17 protein-coding genes are annotated in these 16,455 nt (G+C 67.7%); 10 read left to right on the forward strand and 7 right to left on the reverse strand.

What is annotated here, in order from left to right:
* Positions 1–7: 7 nt before the first annotated feature.
* Complete coding sequence (locus tag EPL03_RS10105) at positions 8–850, reverse strand: sulfurtransferase (RefSeq protein WP_135829196.1); 843 nt, start codon at positions 848–850, stop codon at positions 8–10.
* A gap of 242 nt (positions 851–1,092) precedes the next feature.
* Between EPL03_RS10105 and EPL03_RS10110 the strand changes: the two genes are divergently transcribed.
* From EPL03_RS10110 to uvrB, 4 genes are all read left to right on the forward strand, one after another.
* Positions 1,093–1,962: a sulfurtransferase gene (locus tag EPL03_RS10110; RefSeq protein ID WP_135829197.1), complete on the forward strand. Its 870-nt coding sequence runs from the start codon at positions 1,093–1,095 to the stop codon at positions 1,960–1,962.
* A 785-nt stretch (positions 1,963–2,747) separates the two neighbouring features.
* Positions 2,748–3,878: a sensor histidine kinase gene (locus tag EPL03_RS10115; protein ID WP_135829198.1), complete on the forward strand. Its 1,131-nt coding sequence runs from the start codon at positions 2,748–2,750 to the stop codon at positions 3,876–3,878.
* 50 nt (positions 3,879–3,928) lie between these two features.
* Entirely contained in the window at positions 3,929–4,573 is a 645-nt protein-coding gene (locus EPL03_RS10120; RefSeq protein ID WP_135829199.1) for a rubrerythrin family protein, read from the forward strand.
* 109 nt (positions 4,574–4,682) lie between these two features.
* The gene (gene uvrB / locus EPL03_RS10125) at positions 4,683–6,743 is read left to right on the forward strand and encodes an excinuclease ABC subunit UvrB (protein WP_135829200.1); all 2,061 of its coding nucleotides are present in this window, start codon (positions 4,683–4,685) and stop codon (positions 6,741–6,743) included.
* 309 nt (positions 6,744–7,052) lie between these two features.
* Here the strand turns inward: uvrB and EPL03_RS10130 are convergent, their stop codons facing one another.
* The 3 genes from EPL03_RS10130 to EPL03_RS10140 all read right to left on the reverse strand — a co-directional run bounded on the left by EPL03_RS10130 (position 7,053) and on the right by EPL03_RS10140 (position 8,920).
* On the reverse strand, positions 7,053–7,436 hold the full coding sequence (locus EPL03_RS10130; RefSeq protein WP_135829201.1) for a PIN domain-containing protein: 384 nt from the start codon (positions 7,434–7,436) through the stop codon (positions 7,053–7,055).
* The gene (locus EPL03_RS10135) at positions 7,433–7,675 is read right to left on the reverse strand and encodes an AbrB/MazE/SpoVT family DNA-binding domain-containing protein (RefSeq protein ID WP_135829202.1); all 243 of its coding nucleotides are present in this window, start codon (positions 7,673–7,675) and stop codon (positions 7,433–7,435) included. The genes EPL03_RS10130 and EPL03_RS10135 overlap by 4 nt, the downstream gene beginning before the upstream one ends.
* 105 nt (positions 7,676–7,780) lie before the next feature.
* Positions 7,781–8,920, reverse strand: a complete 1,140-nt coding sequence (locus tag EPL03_RS10140) for an SPFH domain-containing protein (RefSeq protein WP_135829203.1) — start codon at positions 8,918–8,920, stop codon at positions 7,781–7,783.
* A 68-nt stretch (positions 8,921–8,988) separates the two neighbouring features.
* Here EPL03_RS10140 and EPL03_RS10145 point away from each other — a divergent pair, with 68 nt between their 5' ends.
* Entirely contained in the window at positions 8,989–9,324 is a 336-nt protein-coding gene (locus EPL03_RS10145; RefSeq protein ID WP_135829204.1) for a hypothetical protein, read from the forward strand.
* Here the strand turns inward: EPL03_RS10145 and EPL03_RS10150 are convergent.
* Both EPL03_RS10150 and EPL03_RS10155 read right to left on the reverse strand, forming a co-directional pair.
* Complete coding sequence (locus EPL03_RS10150) at positions 9,321–11,186, reverse strand: excinuclease ABC subunit C (RefSeq protein WP_135829205.1); 1,866 nt, start codon at positions 11,184–11,186, stop codon at positions 9,321–9,323. The two genes, EPL03_RS10145 and EPL03_RS10150, sit on opposite strands and share 4 nt — an antisense overlap.
* Positions 11,187–11,195: 9 nt before the next feature.
* Positions 11,196–11,864: a hypothetical protein gene (locus EPL03_RS10155; RefSeq protein WP_244605246.1), complete on the reverse strand. Its 669-nt coding sequence runs from the start codon at positions 11,862–11,864 to the stop codon at positions 11,196–11,198.
* 185 nt (positions 11,865–12,049) lie between these two features.
* Between EPL03_RS10155 and EPL03_RS10160 the strand changes: the two genes are divergently transcribed.
* Positions 12,050–12,361: a hypothetical protein gene (locus EPL03_RS10160; RefSeq protein WP_210424951.1), complete on the forward strand. Its 312-nt coding sequence runs from the start codon at positions 12,050–12,052 to the stop codon at positions 12,359–12,361.
* 43 nt (positions 12,362–12,404) lie between these two features.
* Here EPL03_RS10160 and EPL03_RS10165 read toward each other — a convergent pair whose 3' ends face one another.
* Positions 12,405–13,325 (reverse strand): thermonuclease family protein, encoded by a 921-nt coding sequence (locus EPL03_RS10165; RefSeq protein ID WP_210424952.1) that lies wholly within the window; start codon positions 13,323–13,325, stop codon positions 12,405–12,407.
* A gap of 178 nt (positions 13,326–13,503) precedes the next feature.
* Here EPL03_RS10165 and EPL03_RS10170 point away from each other — a divergent pair, with 178 nt between their 5' ends.
* From EPL03_RS10170 to EPL03_RS10185, 4 genes are all read left to right on the forward strand, one after another.
* Positions 13,504–14,424: an ABC transporter ATP-binding protein gene (locus EPL03_RS10170; RefSeq protein WP_135829206.1), complete on the forward strand. Its 921-nt coding sequence runs from the start codon at positions 13,504–13,506 to the stop codon at positions 14,422–14,424.
* Positions 14,421–15,305, forward strand: coding sequence for an ABC transporter permease (locus tag EPL03_RS10175; RefSeq protein WP_135829207.1), 885 nt, complete (start codon positions 14,421–14,423; stop codon positions 15,303–15,305). Before EPL03_RS10170 ends, EPL03_RS10175 begins: the two co-directional genes overlap by 4 nt.
* A gap of 65 nt (positions 15,306–15,370) precedes the next feature.
* Entirely contained in the window at positions 15,371–15,988 is a 618-nt protein-coding gene (locus EPL03_RS10180; protein WP_135829208.1) for a winged helix-turn-helix domain-containing protein, read from the forward strand.
* Positions 15,981–16,451: a hypothetical protein gene (locus EPL03_RS10185; protein ID WP_135829209.1), complete on the forward strand. Its 471-nt coding sequence runs from the start codon at positions 15,981–15,983 to the stop codon at positions 16,449–16,451. The genes EPL03_RS10180 and EPL03_RS10185 overlap by 8 nt, the downstream gene beginning before the upstream one ends.
* Positions 16,452–16,455 lie beyond the last annotated feature (4 nt).

Here is a 16,455-nt window from a genome sequence, read left to right on the forward strand (position 1 = left end):
GGTCGGCTCACGACCCGGTTTCGATGGGACCGCCGACCGCCTCCCACTCGGTCAGGCTCCCCTCGTAGAACGCCAGTCGGTCGTAGCCCAGCGACGACAGCACGACGTAGGTGTGGCTGATGCGCCGGGCGGTGTTGCAGTACAGCACCACGCGCTTGTCCGGGGTGACGCCGTGGTCGGCCAGAATCGACTCCAGTTCGGCCCGGGGCTTGAGCCCTCGCGTCCCCTCGTCGACCAGTTCGCGCCAGTCGAGGTTGACCGCGCCCGGAACGTGACCCTCCTCGAACTCCCAGTCGTCGCGGGTGTCCACGATGACGGCGTCGGGGTCGTCCATCGCGTCCTCGACCGCCTCGCGGCCCACGAGCGGCGATTCCTCGGACTCGCGGCTTCCCGCGACGGTACCACTCGCACCTTCGGCGGTGCCGTGCACCGTCCGGACCTCGTACGTCGTCGGCTCGATTTCGGGGGCCTCGCTACTCGTCTCGTGGTCGCGCATCCACGAACTGTAGTCGCCGTCGAGCAGGTGGAGGGCCTCGTGGCCGTAACACTCGGCGGTCACGAGGAAGCGGGCGGCGAACACCCCGTGAGTGTCGTCGTAGGCGACGACGGTGTCGTCGGCCGAGACGCCCGCCTCGCCCAGCAGGTCGGCCCACGCGTCCGCGCCCGGTAACATTCCCTCGTCCGCGTCGCCCCCGCTCCGGAACTCCTCGAAGGGAATGTTGACCGCGCCCGGAACGTGGCCGATGCCGTCGTACTCCCACGCGTCGCGGACGTCCACCACGGTCACCTCGTCGGGACCGTCGAGGCGGTCGGCGAGCCAGTCGGCGCTGACCACGACGTTCTCGTGCATCGCGCGAGGGTAGGTCGCGGGCCGGTAAAGATGCCGCGTTTCGAGGGGTCTTCGCCCGGTCTCCCAGCTACCGGAAGGTTCTGCCGGCTCTCTCCGGGCGACCTGTTCGACCCGACCGCCGCCCCGCCGTCGGGCCGGCAGGTCGCGCACGAGACGGCAAGAATCTCCGGCAAAGGCGACAGGGGGCGGAACCTACCGTGAGTAACAACGATAAGGGTCCGGGCCGTGTAGTCGTACCTGCAATGAGTGATTCAGAGTACGCGAACGACGTCCTCGTCTCGGCCGACTGGGTCGAGGACAACCTCGAGGAGTTCGAGAGCGACGACCCCGAGTACCGACTCGTGGAAGTCGACGTCGACACCGAGGCCTACGAGGAGGCCCACGCGCCCGGCGCTATCGGCTTCAACTGGGAGACCCAGTTGCAGGACCAGACGACCCGCGACATCCTGACGAAAGAGGACTTCGAGGACCTGCTGGGGAGCCACGGCGTCTCCGAGGACTCGACGGTCGTCCTCTACGGCGACAACTCGAACTGGTTCGCGGCCTACACCTACTGGCAGTTCAAGTACTACGGCCACGACGACGTCCGCCTGCTCGACGGCGGCCGCGAGTACTGGCTCGACAACGACTACCCGACCACCGACGACGAGCCCGACTTCTCGGCGGTCGAGTACGAGGCCTCGGGTCCGCGCGAGTCCATCCGCGCCTACCGCGAGGACGTGGACAACGCCATCGAGCGCGGCCTCCCGCTCGTGGACGTGCGCTCGCCCGAGGAGTTCTCGGGCGAAGTGCTGGCACCGCCGGGACTCCAGGAGACCGCCCAGCGCGGCGGCCACATCCCGGGCGCGCAGAACATCTCGTGGGCGGCCGTCACGAACGCCGACGGCACGTTCAAGGACTTCGACGAGTTGCAGGAGCTGTACGCCGAGGAGGGCATCGACGGCGACGAGACCACGGTCGCGTACTGCCGCATCGGCGAGCGGTCGTCGGTCGCGTGGTTCGCGCTCCACGAGCTGCTGGGCTACGACGACGCCGTCAACTACGACGGCTCGTGGACCGAGTGGGGTAATCTCGTCGGCGCGCCGATAGAGACCGGCGAGGCCGACGACTGAACGAAGTGACGGAGGAGGCCTCGCAGTAGAGCCCGAAAAAGCGACTCGCGGAACCAGTCTTGCCGACCGATTTCTTCCATCGGTAGTCGTTTTCGGAGACGCCGAGTACAGCAACCGCATCCTCGAACGCCCTCGGCGCGCTCGCCGATAACGCTGGAACAGCAACAACAGCCTCGAAAGCCCTCGGCGCGCTCTCAAACAACAGAATCGCAACCGTATCCTCGAACGCCCTCGACGCACTCTCTGACACAGAACCGCAAACACGTCCTCGAAAGCCCTCGACGCGCTCGCGGTCGCTGAGCGGGATATCCGCGCTCTCCGCACCGCCCGCGCGGATAGTGCCCGCTCAGGCGACTGAACTGCACGCGAGCGCGCCTCGCCCTTTCAGTCCACCGAGGAGACCGCACTGCGTCCGCACCGCCCCGCGCCCGCATCCGCACCGCGAGGGTGGGCCTCACGCCTCCCCAGCCTCGGGGCGCACGAGCGCGCCCCTCCCTCGCACGCTTTGGCGCAGTCACGAGGACCGCGCCAGCGCGCGCCAACCGTGGAAAATGGAGCCAGTGCGCCGCGTGGAACGAGAATCAACGGCCGAGCCGTGGAACGTGTCGGAGTCCGAACTGCGTTCCTGAACGCTGCCGTACGTGTTCGGGCCAAGAGCGAAATACGGTCCCCGTCAATTCGAACCTGGGCGAGACGCCCGGCTTCTACCATTTCCCGACGAGCAGTCTGCCAGTATCGGGGAGCGCCGCAGTTTTCCGTCTGGAGTGTGACCATTCAGTCCATCCATGTCACTGCTCGGGGAACTCGTCGCCGGACCGCTCGTCGCGAACGCGCGGTCGTCGAACGCGACGCCGAAGCATCGCGACGACTACCGGCGGGCCGCAGCGTGTGCGGTCATCGCGCTGACCGGCTTCGCGCTGCTGGTCCCGACCGTCACGCGACTCCTCTCGCCGGGCGAGTCGCTGGCCGCCACGATTATCGCGGCGCTCGGGACCGCCGTGGCGGTCGTCCTCGTGGCGGTCAGCTACCTCATCTATCGCGCCGAGTTCCCGGCCGACGACACGCTCCGCATCGCGGCGTGGAACACGCTCGGGGTGGTCGTGCTGGGGCTGGTGCTGACGCTGGTGTACCTGTACCGGCCCGAGGCCATGCCGCCGTTCGTCGTGGCGACCGTGCTGGGCGTGAGCGCGGCCGCTCACGTCATCATCGGGGTCAACGACGTGCGCCGCATCCGCGCCGAGGAGTTGGCGACCGAGCGCGAGAAGACGGCGGTGCTGAACCGGCTCATCCGTCACAACCTCCGGAACGACGTACAGGTGCTGGGCGGGTTCGCCGAGCAGCTGTCCAGCGAACTCGAGGACGACGACCTCGCGAGCGCGGCCGACCGCATCCACGGCAAGGCCGACGACCTCGGCGGAATGTACGACAAGGTGGCGGCGGTCCAACAGACCATCGAGGGCGGCCCCGCCGCGACGACCGCCGTCGAACTCCGGCCCGTGGCCGAGTCGGTCGCGGCCGAGTATCGCGAGGCGTATCCGGACGCCGACATCGCGGTCGACGTGCCGGCCGGCCTGTCGGTGACCGCCGACGACGAACTCGACCGCGTGCTGGCCAACCTCGTCGAGAACGCGGTCGTCCATCACGACGGCGACGAGCCCGAAATCACCCTCTCGGCGGCCGCGACCGACGACGGCCGAGTGACCGTCCGGGTCGCCGACGACGGGCCGGGCATCCCCGACGACGAGGTGGCGGTGCTGACCGACGACCGGCCCATCACGCAGCTCGACCACGGCAGCGGCTTCGGCCTGTGGCTGGTGAAGTGGGTCGTCGACTCGTACGACGGCGAGTTGCGGTTCGAGACGTCGGCGTCCGGCGGGACCGTCGTGGCGCTCGAGCTCGACCGGGCTGCGGCCTGATTGGTGTCGCCGTCGCTACTTACAAGCGACTGCTGTTCGTACACCCGAGTATGAATTCCGACGAGTTCCTCGACGCAGTGCGGGACGACAACGAGACCGCGCTCTCGCGGCTCGGCTCCTCGAAGTCGCTGTACGCCGAGACCGAAGGCGAGATGGAGGCCGAGGGCGTGTACCGCGCCGCCGCGGCGGCCGAGCACGCCGCGAGCGAGACGTTCCAGAACTGGGCCGACGACGAGGCGGGCGGCCAGCAGGTCCGCGAGGCGTTCGCGGCGTTCGCCGAGCAGGAGCGCGACCACTACGAGCAGGTCGTAGCGAAGCTGGACGGCGAGACAGTGGACGACCACGACCCGGGCGAGGTCCCGGCCATCCACGAGTACCTGCGGGACCTCGACGGCGACGCGGCCCGAGTCGGCGGGTTTTTGGGACGCACGCTCGCCAGCGAGAAGTCCAAAGAGCAGATGGTCGGCTTCTTCGTCGGGCAGGCCGACCCGCAGACGGCCCAGTTGTTCCGCGACCTCGGCGGCGACCTGGACGGCCAACTGGAGCGCGGGACGGAAGTGCTGGCCGCGGTCTGCGACGGCGAGGACGACTGGGACGAGGCGCTGGCGGCCGCCAGCGGCGCGATTCAGGCTGCCTACGAGGAGTACACCGAGACGCTGGAGGGGATGGGCGTGAATCCGAAGCCGGTGTGTTAGACGGTCGTTCGCTGCGCTCGGGAGCGGCGAGCCATCGACTCGCGGTTCCCGGGCGAAGCGTGACCACGACGAGAGCGTAAAGTAGCTCCAATCCCTACCTCGCTCTACAATGAGCGACGCCGACAGCGGCCCCCTCTCGCCCGACAGGCCCGAGGCCGAGACCGAGTTCCGGGTCGACGCGCCCTTCGAGCCGGCGGGCGACCAGCCCGACGCCATCCGCCAGTTGGCCGACGGGTTCCGGTCGGGCATGGACAAGCAGACGTTGCTCGGGGTGACGGGGTCGGGCAAGACCAACACGGTCTCGTGGGTGGTCGAGGAGGTCCAGATGCCCACGCTGGTCATCGCCCACAACAAGACGCTGGCCGCCCAGCTCTACGAGGAGTTCCGGAACCTGTTCCCGGACAACGCGGTCGAGTACTTCGTCTCCTACTACGACTACTACCAGCCGGAGGCCTACGTCGAGCAGACCGACAAGTACATCGAGAAGGACGCCTCCATCAACGAGGAAATCGACCGCCTGCGCCACTCGGCGACCCGGTCGCTGTTGACGCGCGAGGACGTCATCGTGGTGGCTTCCGTCTCGGCCATCTACGGACTGGGCGACCCGCACAACTACGAGGACATGAGTCTCCGGCTCGAAGTCGGCGACGAGGTGGGCCGGGACGAACTCCTCGCGCGGCTGGTGGACCTCAACTACGAGCGCAACGACGTCGACTTCACGCAGGGCACCTTCCGAGTGCGCGGGGACACCGTCGAGATATTCCCGATGTACGGCCGGTACGCCGTGCGGGTCGAGCTGTGGGGCGACGAGATAGACCGCATGACGAAGGTCGACCCTCTGGAAGGCGAAGTCGTCTCACAGGAGTCGGCGGTGCTGGTCCACCCCGGCGAACACTACTCCATCCCCGAGCAGACGATGGAGGGAGCCATCGCCGAGATAGAGGACGACCTCGACGACCGCATCCGGTACTTCGAGCGCAACGACGACCTCGTGGCGGCCCAGCGCATCGAGGAGCGCACCACCTTCGACCTCGAGATGATGAAGGAGGCGGGTTACTGCTCGGGCATCGAGAACTACTCGGTGTACCTCTCGGACCGCGAGCCCGGCGACGCGCCCTACACCCTGCTCGATTACTTCCCCGACGACTTCCTGACGGTCATCGACGAGTCCCACCAGACCGTCCCGCAGATAAAGGGCCAGCTCGCCGGCGACAAGTCCCGGAAGGAGAGCCTCGTCGGCAACGGTTTCCGGCTTCCGACCGCCTACGACAACCGGCCGCTCTCGTTCGAGGAGTTCGAGGCCAAGACCGACAAGACGCTGTACGTCTCCGCGACGCCCGCCGACTACGAGCGCGAGCACTCCGAACAAATCGTCGAGCAAATCGTCCGCCCCACGCACCTCGTCGACCCCAAGGTCGAGGTCACGGACGCCAGCGGCCAGATAGACGACCTGATGGACCGCATCGACCGCCGGACCGACCGCGACGAGCGCGTGCTGGTCACGACCCTCACCAAGCGCATGGCCGAGGACCTCACCGAGTATCTGGAGGAGGCCGGCGTCGCGGTCGAGTACATGCACGACGAGACCGACACGCTCGAACGCCACGAACTCGTCCGGGGCCTGCGCCTCGGGGAGTTCGACGTGCTGGTCGGCATCAACCTGCTGCGGGAGGGACTAGACATCCCCGAAGTGAGTCTGGTCGCCATCCTCGACGCCGACCAGCAGGGATTCCTGCGCTCGGAAACGTCGCTCGTCCAGACGATGGGCCGGGCCGCGCGGAACGTCAACGGCGAGGTCGTCCTCTACGCCGACGAGACCACCGACGCGATGGCGGCCGCCATCGACGAGACCCAGCGCCGGCGAGCCATCCAGCAGGAGTACAACGAGGAGCACGGCTTCGAGGCCACGACCATCGACAAGGAGGTCTCGGAGGCCAACCTGCCGGGGAGCAAGACCGACACCTCCGGCGTCGCCGACGGCGAACCCGAGACCGACGACGAGGCCGCCCGCCGCATCGAGGAGCTAGAGGAGCGCATGAACGAGGCCGCGAGCAATCTGGAGTTCGAGCTTGCAGCGGACATCCGTGATAGGATTCGGGAGTTACGCGAGGAGTTCGAGGTCGACGTGGACGTGGAGGGTGGGGTTCCGGAGCCAAACGGGGAGTTCTGAGAGGTGAAATAGGACTAAACGACCCATCCGTCGAAGTACAAATAGATTGTAAGATCCACGTGATATATAAAACACATATGGTGGGTCACATGTGGGTGAAGAATAGCATAATTGCGATAAAGAGCGAGAAGAGCCTGAATATATGGAATATAAAAAATTGAGATATGTTACGCCATAAAAGGGGTCGCGTTTCAGGTGTGATGCAGTCATCCGGCCTCTTTCGACATATCTGTCGATTTTTATTCCTTTAGTTCACCGGATATAATTGACTGAATACTCATATGAGGACGTAGAAGTGGCCAAAATGGATCACTCGTTTTGCGGTTCGAGTGGCAGCCGTTCGACACCGACCTCGTCGTAGTCCTGCTCGGACGACAGCACGGCTCGCTCGCGCGTTTCGGCCGTGGCTGCATGGAAGGCGTCGAACGGCGTCATCCCGTCAGCGTAGTAGTTCACGGCCTTCAGCACGATCTGGTACTCCTCGTCGTCCCGCACCGGGACGAGTTCGAGCAGGTTCGCTATCAGGGGGACGTAGTCGAACTCGTAGCGTTCGCGCGCGAGGAGGACTTCGAGATAGGCGAACGCCGAGGTCTCCACGTTGCGTTCCGCGAGCGCGTCCTCGGCTTCCGACTGGAGCCAGTCGGAGTCTTTCACGAGCGCAATCAGGAAGTCGGACTCGACGTAGACAGTCATTCGTCAGTGTTCCGGGCGGCGTCTCGTTCCGCTTGATCGGCGATAGCGTCCTCGATCTCCTCGTGGGAGGCATCTCGAAGCCCCCCAGCCGCGTCTCGGGCAGCGGCGAGCGGATCGTCGGCGATGGGGACGAGTTCGATCTTCTCTTCGTACTCGATGACGTGGTACCTCTCGCCGTACTTCTCACGCACGTCCTTCGACAGGTAGAGCCGTCCCTGCGAGTCGGTCTCTGTAGCCATATGTACGCATTTTGTGTCACGACATAAAATTCTTACCACCACTTCGAGTATAGTGGTATAGATTCGGCCCCGAACCATCATCTGACGGGGCGCTCCCGTCGAGAGCTACTCCGATTCCGAGAGCTCCGTCGATTCGAGGTCCGACTCGCCCCCAGCGACCTCCACCTCGCTGTCGCCGTTCAACCCCGCCACCATCCCCTCGACGTCGTCCATCCCGAGCAGTTCCGCGGTGTCGGCATCGAAGTCGAGGCTCTCCAGGGACTCGCCGCCCTCGCTCACGTCGCTGCCGGTCAGATGCTTGCCGTACCGGCCCAGCAGCGACGACACCTCTTGGGGAAGGACGAAGGTGGTGGACTCGCCCTGGCCGATGGATTCGAGCGTCTCCATTCCCTTGTCGATGACGGCGCGCTCGCCCATCGACTCGGCGGACTTCGCGCGCAGGACCGTCGACACCGCGTCACCTTGGGCTTCCAGAATCTGGCTCTGTTTCTCGCCCTGCGCTCGGATGACGTTGGATTGCTTGTCACCTTCGGCCTGCTCGATCGCGCTCCGGCGCTCGCCCTGCGCCTCCAGAATCATGGCGCGACGCCGGCGCTCGGCGGCGGTCTGCTGTTCCATCGCGCTGACGACCGTCGCCGTGGGCATCACCTCCTGGACCTCGACGGCCTCGATGCGGACGCCCCACTCGTCGGTCGGCCTGTCGAGTTCCCGGCCGATGCGGGCGTTTATCTCCTCGCGGCGCTTGAGCGTGTCGTCGAGTTCCATGTCGCCGATGACCGCCCGGAGGGTGGTCTGGGCCAGGTTCGACACCGCCTTCCGGTAGTCATCGACTTCCAGATACGCCTTCTCGGCGTCGACTACCCGGACGTAGATGACCGCGTCGGCGGTCACGGGCGAGTTGTCCTCGGTGATGGCTTCCTGGGGCGGGACGTCGAGCATCTGCGTTCGCACGTCGAACGAGTGGGTCCGGCTGATCAGCGGCGGGACGACGTTCAGGCCGGGTTCGAGCAGCTTTCGGTACTCGCCGAACACGGTGAGCGCGCGCTTCTCGGTCGCGTCGACGACCTCGACAGCGCTCGCCAGCACCGCGACCGCCACCCCGAGCGCGAGCAGGCCGACCAGCGCCGCCGGGTTCGACAGCGGCAGGACGAAAAAGAGCGCGAGGACGGCGACGCCGACCGCCAGCGCACCCGAAAGGTCCACGCCGGCGGTGAGCCGCCCGAGCTCGTAGAAGGGGTTGCTCATGTCGTGTACTCGACGCTATGGACGTTTAGCGTTTGGCATTTATGTCGGTGGACGAACAAGGTGACTGCATGGCGAACGCGCGCGCTGCCCTGGCCCGGGGGTTTTCGGTCGCGGTCGTGTTAGTCCTGCTGCTCGTCGGTGCCGCCGTCCTCGGCGGCGGCGGGTTCGCGCAGGCGGGGCTACTGTCGTATCTGCTCGCGCTCCTGCTGGCGACCGCCGGCGCGGCGGGCGTCTGGACCGACCGCTATCGGGTCGCGCTCGTCGGCACCGCCGGCGTGGCCGCGCTGGCGTTGTTGCAGGGCGCGCAGGGCGCGTTCCTGCTGGGACTGGCGGTCCTGCTGGGGGTCGCGGTGGTGGTCGGGTACTCGGGGCGGACGCGCGAGCGATTGGACGCGGACGACTAGAGCCGCGTCTCGATGGTCTCGGCGGTCTTCTCGCCCACGCCCTCTACTGCCTGCAACTCCGCGACCGACGCCGACCTGACGCCGTCGACGCTCCCGAACCGCCGGAGGAGCCGCTTTCGCGTCTCGGGGCCGACGCCCGGCACGTTGTCGAGTTCGGTCGAGACGTCGTCCCGGACCGTCTGGTGGTATCGGACCGCGAACCGGTGGGCCTCGTCGCGGACCCGCTGGAGGACGTGGAGGTGGTCGGCGTCGTCGGGCCAGTCGAAGGTTCCGTCGGGGGTGACCACCACCTCCTCGTCCTTGGCGAGCGCGACCGCGGGGACGTCCCACCCCGCGTCCGCGAGCGCGTCGCGGGCCGCGCCGAGTTGTCCCCCGCCGCCGTCGATGAGCAGGAGGTCGGGGTCCGGTCGGTCGTCGCGGGCGTCCCCGACGTCGGCCCCCGCCGCGCGTCCGGCCCGCCAGCGAACGAGGTCGTACATGTTGGCGTAGTCGTCGTTGCGGTCGTCGAGCTTCTTCCGGCGATAGTTGGCCTTCTCCGGCGAACCGTCCGCGAACGTCACGTCGCTGCCGACGGCCGCCCGGCCCTGGGCGTGGCTCACGTCGAACCCCTCGATGCGGCGGGGCACGGCGTCGAGGTCGAGGGCGTCTCGGAGCGCGGCGAGCGCGTCGGGCTGGCTGGCTCCCCGCCGGGCGTTCTTCAACGCGAGGTCCACCAGCGTCGCCTCCCGACCCGCGCCGGGGACGCGGGCCGCCACGCCCTCGCGGTCGAGCCAGTCGAGCACCTCGCCGTCGTCGGGCCGGTCCGAGAACAGGAGCGCGTCGGGCAGGTCGCGCTCGGCGTAGAACTGGGTCACGAACGCCGAGAGCACCGCGCCGGCCCGGGTGTCCGTGGCGCGTGCCTCCGCCCGGCCGTCGCCGCCCGGGTCCGGCTCGCCCTCGGGAATCGTCACGGCGTGACGGTCGCGCTCGACGAGCTGGCCCGACTCGCTGTGGAGTCGGGCGACCGTCGCCGACTCGCCTTCGAGCGCGACGCCGAGGACGTCCACGGAGCGCTCGTCGGCCTCGCTGGCGACGGCCTCGCCCGCGCCGCCGTGGAACCCCTCGACGGCGTCGAGCCGGTCCCGGAGGTTGGCGGCGCGCTCGAACGACCTGTCGGCGGCGGCTCGTTCCATCTCCCGGCGGAGCGGGTCGGCCAGCACGCCGGTCTCGCCCTCGAAGAATCGGACGACCGACTCCACGTCCGCGACGTACGACTCGCCGTCGATTTCGCCCGTGCAGGGCGCGGTACACAGCCCGATGTCGTAATCGAGGCAGGGCCGCTCGCGGTCGGCGAACTTGTGGTCCGAACACCCCCGGACGCCGTAGGTCTCCCGGAGCGCCTTCACCACGGTCTCGACGCGGGTCTTGTTCGTGAACGGGCCGAACACGCGAGGCCCGGACGTCGTGGGGCCGGTTCGGCTGCCCCCGCGAGTGCGCGTCCCGCCGTCGCTCCGCGCGCGGGCCGCCGGGTCGGGGTCGCGGGTAATCTCGATGCGGGGGAACTCGTGGCCGGTAAGCTGGACGAGCGGGTAGGACTTGTCGTCCTTCAGCCGGACGTTGTACCGGGGCTGGGACCGCTTGATGAGGTTGGCCTCCAGCAGGAGCGCCTGGGTCTCGGTGTCGGTGATGGAGTAGTCGATTCGGTCGGCCCGGTCGACCATTCGCCGGATGCGTCTGCTCCGTGGCTCGCCGTACGACCGCACCCTGTCGCGCAGGTCCACCGCCTTGCCGACGTAGACGACTGTCCCCCCGTCTTCGAACTGATAGACGCCGGGCTCGCGTGGCAACTCCCCCGCTCGCTCGCGGACCGCGTCCCCATCCATCGAGCGCGGCTAGTCGCTCGGCGATGTTGAACCTGTCCCTACCGCCGCGCGGAGCCCGCGAGCGACCTGCTCGCCCGCCTCGCCTCGGACGGGGACCCGCATCGGGTCCCTGCCCGCGCGCTCGATGACGAGTTCCTGCTCGCGGGACCGCGCGTAGAGGCCGACCAGCGCGCCGGCCGCGAGCAACAACAGTGCGCCGACCAGCAGCGCGACCGTGGTCAGCGTCGCCAGCGCCGACGGGAGCAGCGAGACGAGTTCCGAGACTCCGGTCGCGCCGGTGTCGCTCGCGGCGTCGAGTTCGTCGAGGACGCCGCTGAGGTCGAGGACGAGGCTGCCGCCGAGCAGGACCGTGCCGTAGACCGCCGACCGGACGCCCCACTCGACGTACGACTCCCGACCGGTGGTCTCGAGGCTCGCGCCGAGGACGTTCGGCCGGTCGGCGTGGTCGAACCGCCGGCCGTCGCCGTCCGGGGTGAACACCAGAGCGCGGTGGGTCGTGACCGCGACGCGGGCGTCCGAGACCGTAAACTCCTCCTCGATCTCCTCGCCCTGAAACAGCATGTTCGAGAGCCGGTCGTCGGTCGCCTGTGACAGCGGGGACTGAGTCACCGTCATCTGGTCGTCGACCGCCGACCGCGACGGTTGGACCCGATACACCGTCCTCCGCGTTCCTGCCACCCGTACTCGGTCATCGTCACACGATACGCCGTTTTCCGTCTTAACGCTACTGGCGGTGTCAGCCCCCGGATACGTCCGGCCGAGCCGGGCTGGGCGTCGAAATCGGGGCTTTGCAGAGTCGGCACGACCGCACCGCCGCCGGCCGGACCCGATGGATTCAATTCCGTCGCCCCGAAGCGTGACCCATGGACGAGGGAGACGCTTCCGACGCGGCGAATGGCGACGACTCCGACGCGGAGGGCCGACGGCTCTGGCTGGTCGAGCGCACCTACACCGACAAGGGGCTGGTCTCGCTGGTGTACGCCACGCCCGACGGCGCGTACGCCGTCCAGCGCCAGCGCTCGACAAACATGCTCCGGCGGGGCGGGGGCGTCACCGCCGCCACGACCGTCGATGGCGGGAGCCTCGACCCCGTCGAGGACGAGCGGACTCGCGAGCAGTACGCCGACGAGGCCGAGCGGATGGCCGACCGCCACGACCCGGACGACGCGGTCTGAGCGGGTCGGCGAGCGCCCGGAAAGGAGGACGGGTCCCTGGGCGTCAGTACGACCGGCTGTCGGCTTCGTCGCCGTCCTCGTCGTAGAGGTACGCCGTGTCGCCGTAGTCGTTCCAGACCTCGTGGCCGAACTCGGCGTAGAGGTCGTCGTAGTCGGCGTCGCCGCTCCCGGAGTGGACCCAGACCGACGCGCCGGGGGCGAGCGTGAAGCCGTCGGGGAACGTGTAACTGTTTCCGGCCGCGTCTTCGAGCGTGTACCCCGACAGGTCGAGGTCGCCGTCGCCGGTGTTGGTTATCCGGACGCGCTCGTCGTTCAGATAGTCCGCCTCGGCGTACACCCACTCGATAGTGGCCTGTCCGCTTTCGCCGCCGTCGCCGCCGTCACCGCCGTCGTCCGTCCGGCAACTCCAGAGTCCGGTGCGGTCGTCTTGGGCGGTGGTCTCGGCGCTGTAGAACGAGTCGCTCTGGCTGAACGTGCTGTCGTAGACGCGGGCGTGGCCGAGCTCGACGAGGTCGAGGTTGAAGTTCTCGCCGTCAACGTAAATGTAGCCCAGCAGCCGACCGTAGCCGCCGCGGCGGTCGGACGTGCTATCGAACTTGAGCGTGACCTGCTCGCCGAGCAACTGGTCGGTGGCGTACTGGCTGGCGTCCTCGCCGTAATCCCGGAGACAGTCAGCGCCGGCCTGCGTGTCGGGCACGCCCTCGAACTCTTCGGGGGTGTTGTCGACGTTGACCTCGGGCGTGTCGACGCCGAGCAGTCGGACCGTCTCGGTCGTTCCGTTCTCGTACTGGACGTCGACCGTGTCGCCGTCGGCGACGCTGGTCACCGTCACCGTCACCGACCCGCTGATGGTGCTCGCGCTCGCGTCGGCAGTCGTCGGCGCGACCGCCCCGCTCGCGGTCAACGCCGTGCTTCCGACGAGCGCGACGACCAACACCGCCGACAGGAGTTGTTTTCGAGTCACTTATGGTAGATTAGAACGCCCAGCCAAGTAATTTTCTATTTTATTTAGAGTGAATAATATCTTCCGGGCCGCCGCTGCTATCGTCTGGGAACGGTCGTCTCCCAACCGGCGAGCGAGTTCACGGGAAGTCGGCGCAACAAGACAAGGGTTTACATACGAGAGCGAAAAATCCGCAATCATGACCGCCATCGAGATCGACGGCGTAACGAAGCGGTTCGGCGACGTGGTCGCCGTCCGTGACCTCTCGCTCGACGTCGAGTCCGGCGAGGTGTTCGGCTTTCTGGGGCCGAACGGCGCGGGCAAGTCCACGACCATCAACATGCTGCTGGACTTCGTGCGCCCGACCGAGGGCGAGATACGGGTGTTGGGCCGCGACGTCCACGACGAGAGCGTGGCGGTGCGCCAGCACCTCGGCGTCCTGCCCGAGGGATTCTCGACGTACGACCGGCTGACCGGCCGCCAGCACCTCGAATTCGCCATCGAGTCGAAGGGGAGCGACGACGACCCCGACGCCATCCTCGAACGCGTCGGCCTCGACGACGCCGGCGACCGGACGGCCGGCGGCTACTCGAAGGGGATGGCCCAGCGGCTCGTCCTCGGGATGGCGCTGGTCGGCGACCCGGACCTGTTGATTCTGGACGAGCCCTCGACCGGACTCGACCCCAACGGCGCGCGCCGGATGCGCGACATCGTACGCGAGGAGGCCGACCGGGGCGCGACCGTCTTCTTCTCCAGTCACATCCTCGGACAGGTGGAGTCGGTCTGCGACCGGGTGGGCATCCTCCGGGACGGCGAACTCGTCGCCGAGGACTCCATCGAGGGCCTGCGCGAGGCCACCAGCGCCGACACCGTGCTCCGAATCGACGCCGACGGCGTGACCGACGACGCGCTCGCGGCGGTCCGCGGAATAGAGGGCGTCTCGGAGGTCAGCGACTCCGACGAGGCCCTCCGGGTGTCCTGCCAGAGCGACGTGAAGACCACGGTGCTGTCGACGCTCGAAGACGCCGGCGTCGACGTCCGGGACTTCGAGACAGAGGAAGCGTCGCTGGAGGACCTGTTCGTGGCCTACACCACCGACGGGCGGGAGGTCGAAGCATGACCTGGCAGGCCATCGCCCGGAAGGACTTCCGGGACGCGGTGCGCTCGCGGTGGCTGTGGGGGCTGTCGGCCGTCTTCCTCGGCCTGTTCGTCGGTGCCGCGTACGTCCTCGGGTCGAACCTCTCGGCGGAGGCCCAACAGCAGGTCACGGTCAACGCGTTCTTCCAGTCGATAGTCGGGCAGGTGCTCATCACGTTCATCGTGCCGCTGGTCGCCATCGTGGTCTCGTACGGAGCGCTCGTGGGCGAGCGCGAGTCGGGGTCGCTGAAGCTGCTGCTCTCGCTGCCCCACTCCCGGCTGGACGCCGTCGCCGGCAAGACCGTGGGTCGGAGCGGCGTGGTCGCGCTCCCGATTCTGCTGGGCCTCCTGTTCGCGCTCGTGGTGTTGGGCATCTACGGCGTAGGCGTGGACGTGATACACTTCATCGTCTTCGCCGCGCTGACGATGCTGCTGGGCGTCGCGTTCGTCAGCATCGCGGTCGGCGTGTCGGCGGCCGCCTCGACGAACCGCCGGGCGATGCTCGGGAGCGTCGGCCTCTTTTTCCTGTTCACGTTCCTGTGGAACCGGGTCCGACAGATACTCTCGGTCGCCAACGAGCAGTTGTCGCTCGGCCTCGAGATCACCGAACTCCTCCAGTACGGGCTGTTCGTCAAGTTCCTCAACCCCATCCGGGCCTACCAGACGCTGGCGGCCCGCCTCTACACCGACTCGGTGCTGGGCGCGCGCCTCTACAACACCGGGACGGCCGGCCAGTTGGCCCGCCAGCGAATCGGCGAGGTGCCGTTCTACCTCTCGGACCCCGCGGTCCTCGCGCAGTTCCTGCTGTGGGTGCTCGTCCCCGTCGCGCTGGGCTACTGGGTGTTCAAGGACGCGGACCTCTGAGCCCCGGCGAGAAAAGATATATTTCCGCCCCAAAATATTACTTTTCCGAGTCCGTGGTCTCGTCCATGCCGACCGACGACGAGGTCGACGCGCCGCCGTCCGTCGACGACGTCGAACCGTTCGACTCCGACGAACTCTCCGGCCGCGTTCCCGACGACCTCGACGACGCGGTGACCGCCGAGTGGACGGAATCGACGACCGCGTTCGAGCGCATCCACGCCGTCCTCAAGGACACCACGGAGCCGCACACGACGGGCGAACTCGCCGACGCGGCCGCCACCACGAAACCGACCGTGCGAAAACACGTCCGGCCCCTCGTCGACGCCGGAATGGTCGAGGAGGACGCGAGCGCCACGGCGACGCGATACGTCTGGAGTTCGACCCAGCGACGCGTCGACCGCGTGGCCGACCTCGCGGCCGACCACTCGCCGAGCGAACTCGACGCCAAACTCCGACGGACGAAAGAGCGACTCGCGTCGCTCGAAGAGACGTACGGCGTGGATTCGCCGTCGGAACTCGTGGCGCGGCTCGACCCCGACGACGACGCTGGCTGGGCGGACCTCTCGGTTTGGCGGACGCTCGAAGCCGACCTGAAGCGACTCAGGGCCGCCCAGTCGATGACGGAGTACCTTTCGAAGTCGGACCCGGCCGATTCCCGCGGTGACGCGTCCTATCATGCGTAGGGCCGAGCGAGGGGGCATCTCCCGACGCAAGCTCGAAACCGTCGAGACGACGTTCAGGAAGCGGCTCGACGGGCTGGTCAAATCCGTGGAGTGGGTGCCCGAATACGACGTTGGCCTCGAAGAACTCCGAATCGAACTCTGGGACGGGATTCTGGGCGATGAATCCCGATTCGACGTCGCGTGGTGGACCCGCCACGGGTACAAGTACCACTACGTCGAAAGCACGGAGAGCGACGCGACCGACGAGGGCAGCGACCGCCTTCAGTTCCGGTTCGGGTGGGAGGAGCGGCCAGGCGTCCCCGACAAGCACTTCCATCCACCCGAGAACCTCGACGCTCACCGGGAATCGTGCGTCAGACACGAAGACCCGAAGCGAGTGACGCTCGCGGTCCTCAAGTGTTGGCACACCGCCGCGACTGCGGGCGACCCGGCGAAGCTGAACGCGCTCGCCGACCCGCCATAGCGTC

Origin of the sequence: Halorussus halobius, assembly GCF_004765805.1 — an archaeon.
GTDB lineage: Archaea > Halobacteriota > Halobacteria > Halobacteriales > Haladaptataceae > Halorussus > Halorussus halobius.

Coding starts and splice junctions, on each gene's coding strand:
- EPL03_RS10145 (WP_135829204.1), top strand. CDS start 8,989: ATGGCGAACGCGCGCGCTGCCCTGGCCCGGGGGTTTTCGGTCGCGGTC.
- EPL03_RS10140 (WP_135829203.1), bottom strand. CDS start 8,920: ATGAGCAACCCCTTCTACGAGCTCGGGCGGCTCACCGCCGGCGTGGAC.
- EPL03_RS10185 (WP_135829209.1), top strand. CDS start 15,981: ATGCGTAGGGCCGAGCGAGGGGGCATCTCCCGACGCAAGCTCGAAACC.
- EPL03_RS10170 (WP_135829206.1), top strand. CDS start 13,504: ATGACCGCCATCGAGATCGACGGCGTAACGAAGCGGTTCGGCGACGTG.
- EPL03_RS10130 (WP_135829201.1), bottom strand. CDS start 7,436: ATGACTGTCTACGTCGAGTCCGACTTCCTGATTGCGCTCGTGAAAGAC.
- uvrB (WP_135829200.1), top strand. CDS start 4,683: ATGAGCGACGCCGACAGCGGCCCCCTCTCGCCCGACAGGCCCGAGGCC.
- EPL03_RS10110 (WP_135829197.1), top strand. CDS start 1,093: ATGAGTGATTCAGAGTACGCGAACGACGTCCTCGTCTCGGCCGACTGG.
- EPL03_RS10120 (WP_135829199.1), top strand. CDS start 3,929: ATGAATTCCGACGAGTTCCTCGACGCAGTGCGGGACGACAACGAGACC.
- EPL03_RS10175 (WP_135829207.1), top strand. CDS start 14,421: ATGACCTGGCAGGCCATCGCCCGGAAGGACTTCCGGGACGCGGTGCGC.
- EPL03_RS10150 (WP_135829205.1), bottom strand. CDS start 11,186: ATGGATGGGGACGCGGTCCGCGAGCGAGCGGGGGAGTTGCCACGCGAG.
- EPL03_RS10160 (WP_210424951.1), top strand. CDS start 12,050: ATGGACGAGGGAGACGCTTCCGACGCGGCGAATGGCGACGACTCCGAC.
- EPL03_RS10105 (WP_135829196.1), bottom strand. CDS start 850: ATGCACGAGAACGTCGTGGTCAGCGCCGACTGGCTCGCCGACCGCCTC.
- EPL03_RS10115 (WP_135829198.1), top strand. CDS start 2,748: ATGTCACTGCTCGGGGAACTCGTCGCCGGACCGCTCGTCGCGAACGCG.
- EPL03_RS10135 (WP_135829202.1), bottom strand. CDS start 7,675: ATGGCTACAGAGACCGACTCGCAGGGACGGCTCTACCTGTCGAAGGAC.
- EPL03_RS10180 (WP_135829208.1), top strand. CDS start 15,371: ATGCCGACCGACGACGAGGTCGACGCGCCGCCGTCCGTCGACGACGTC.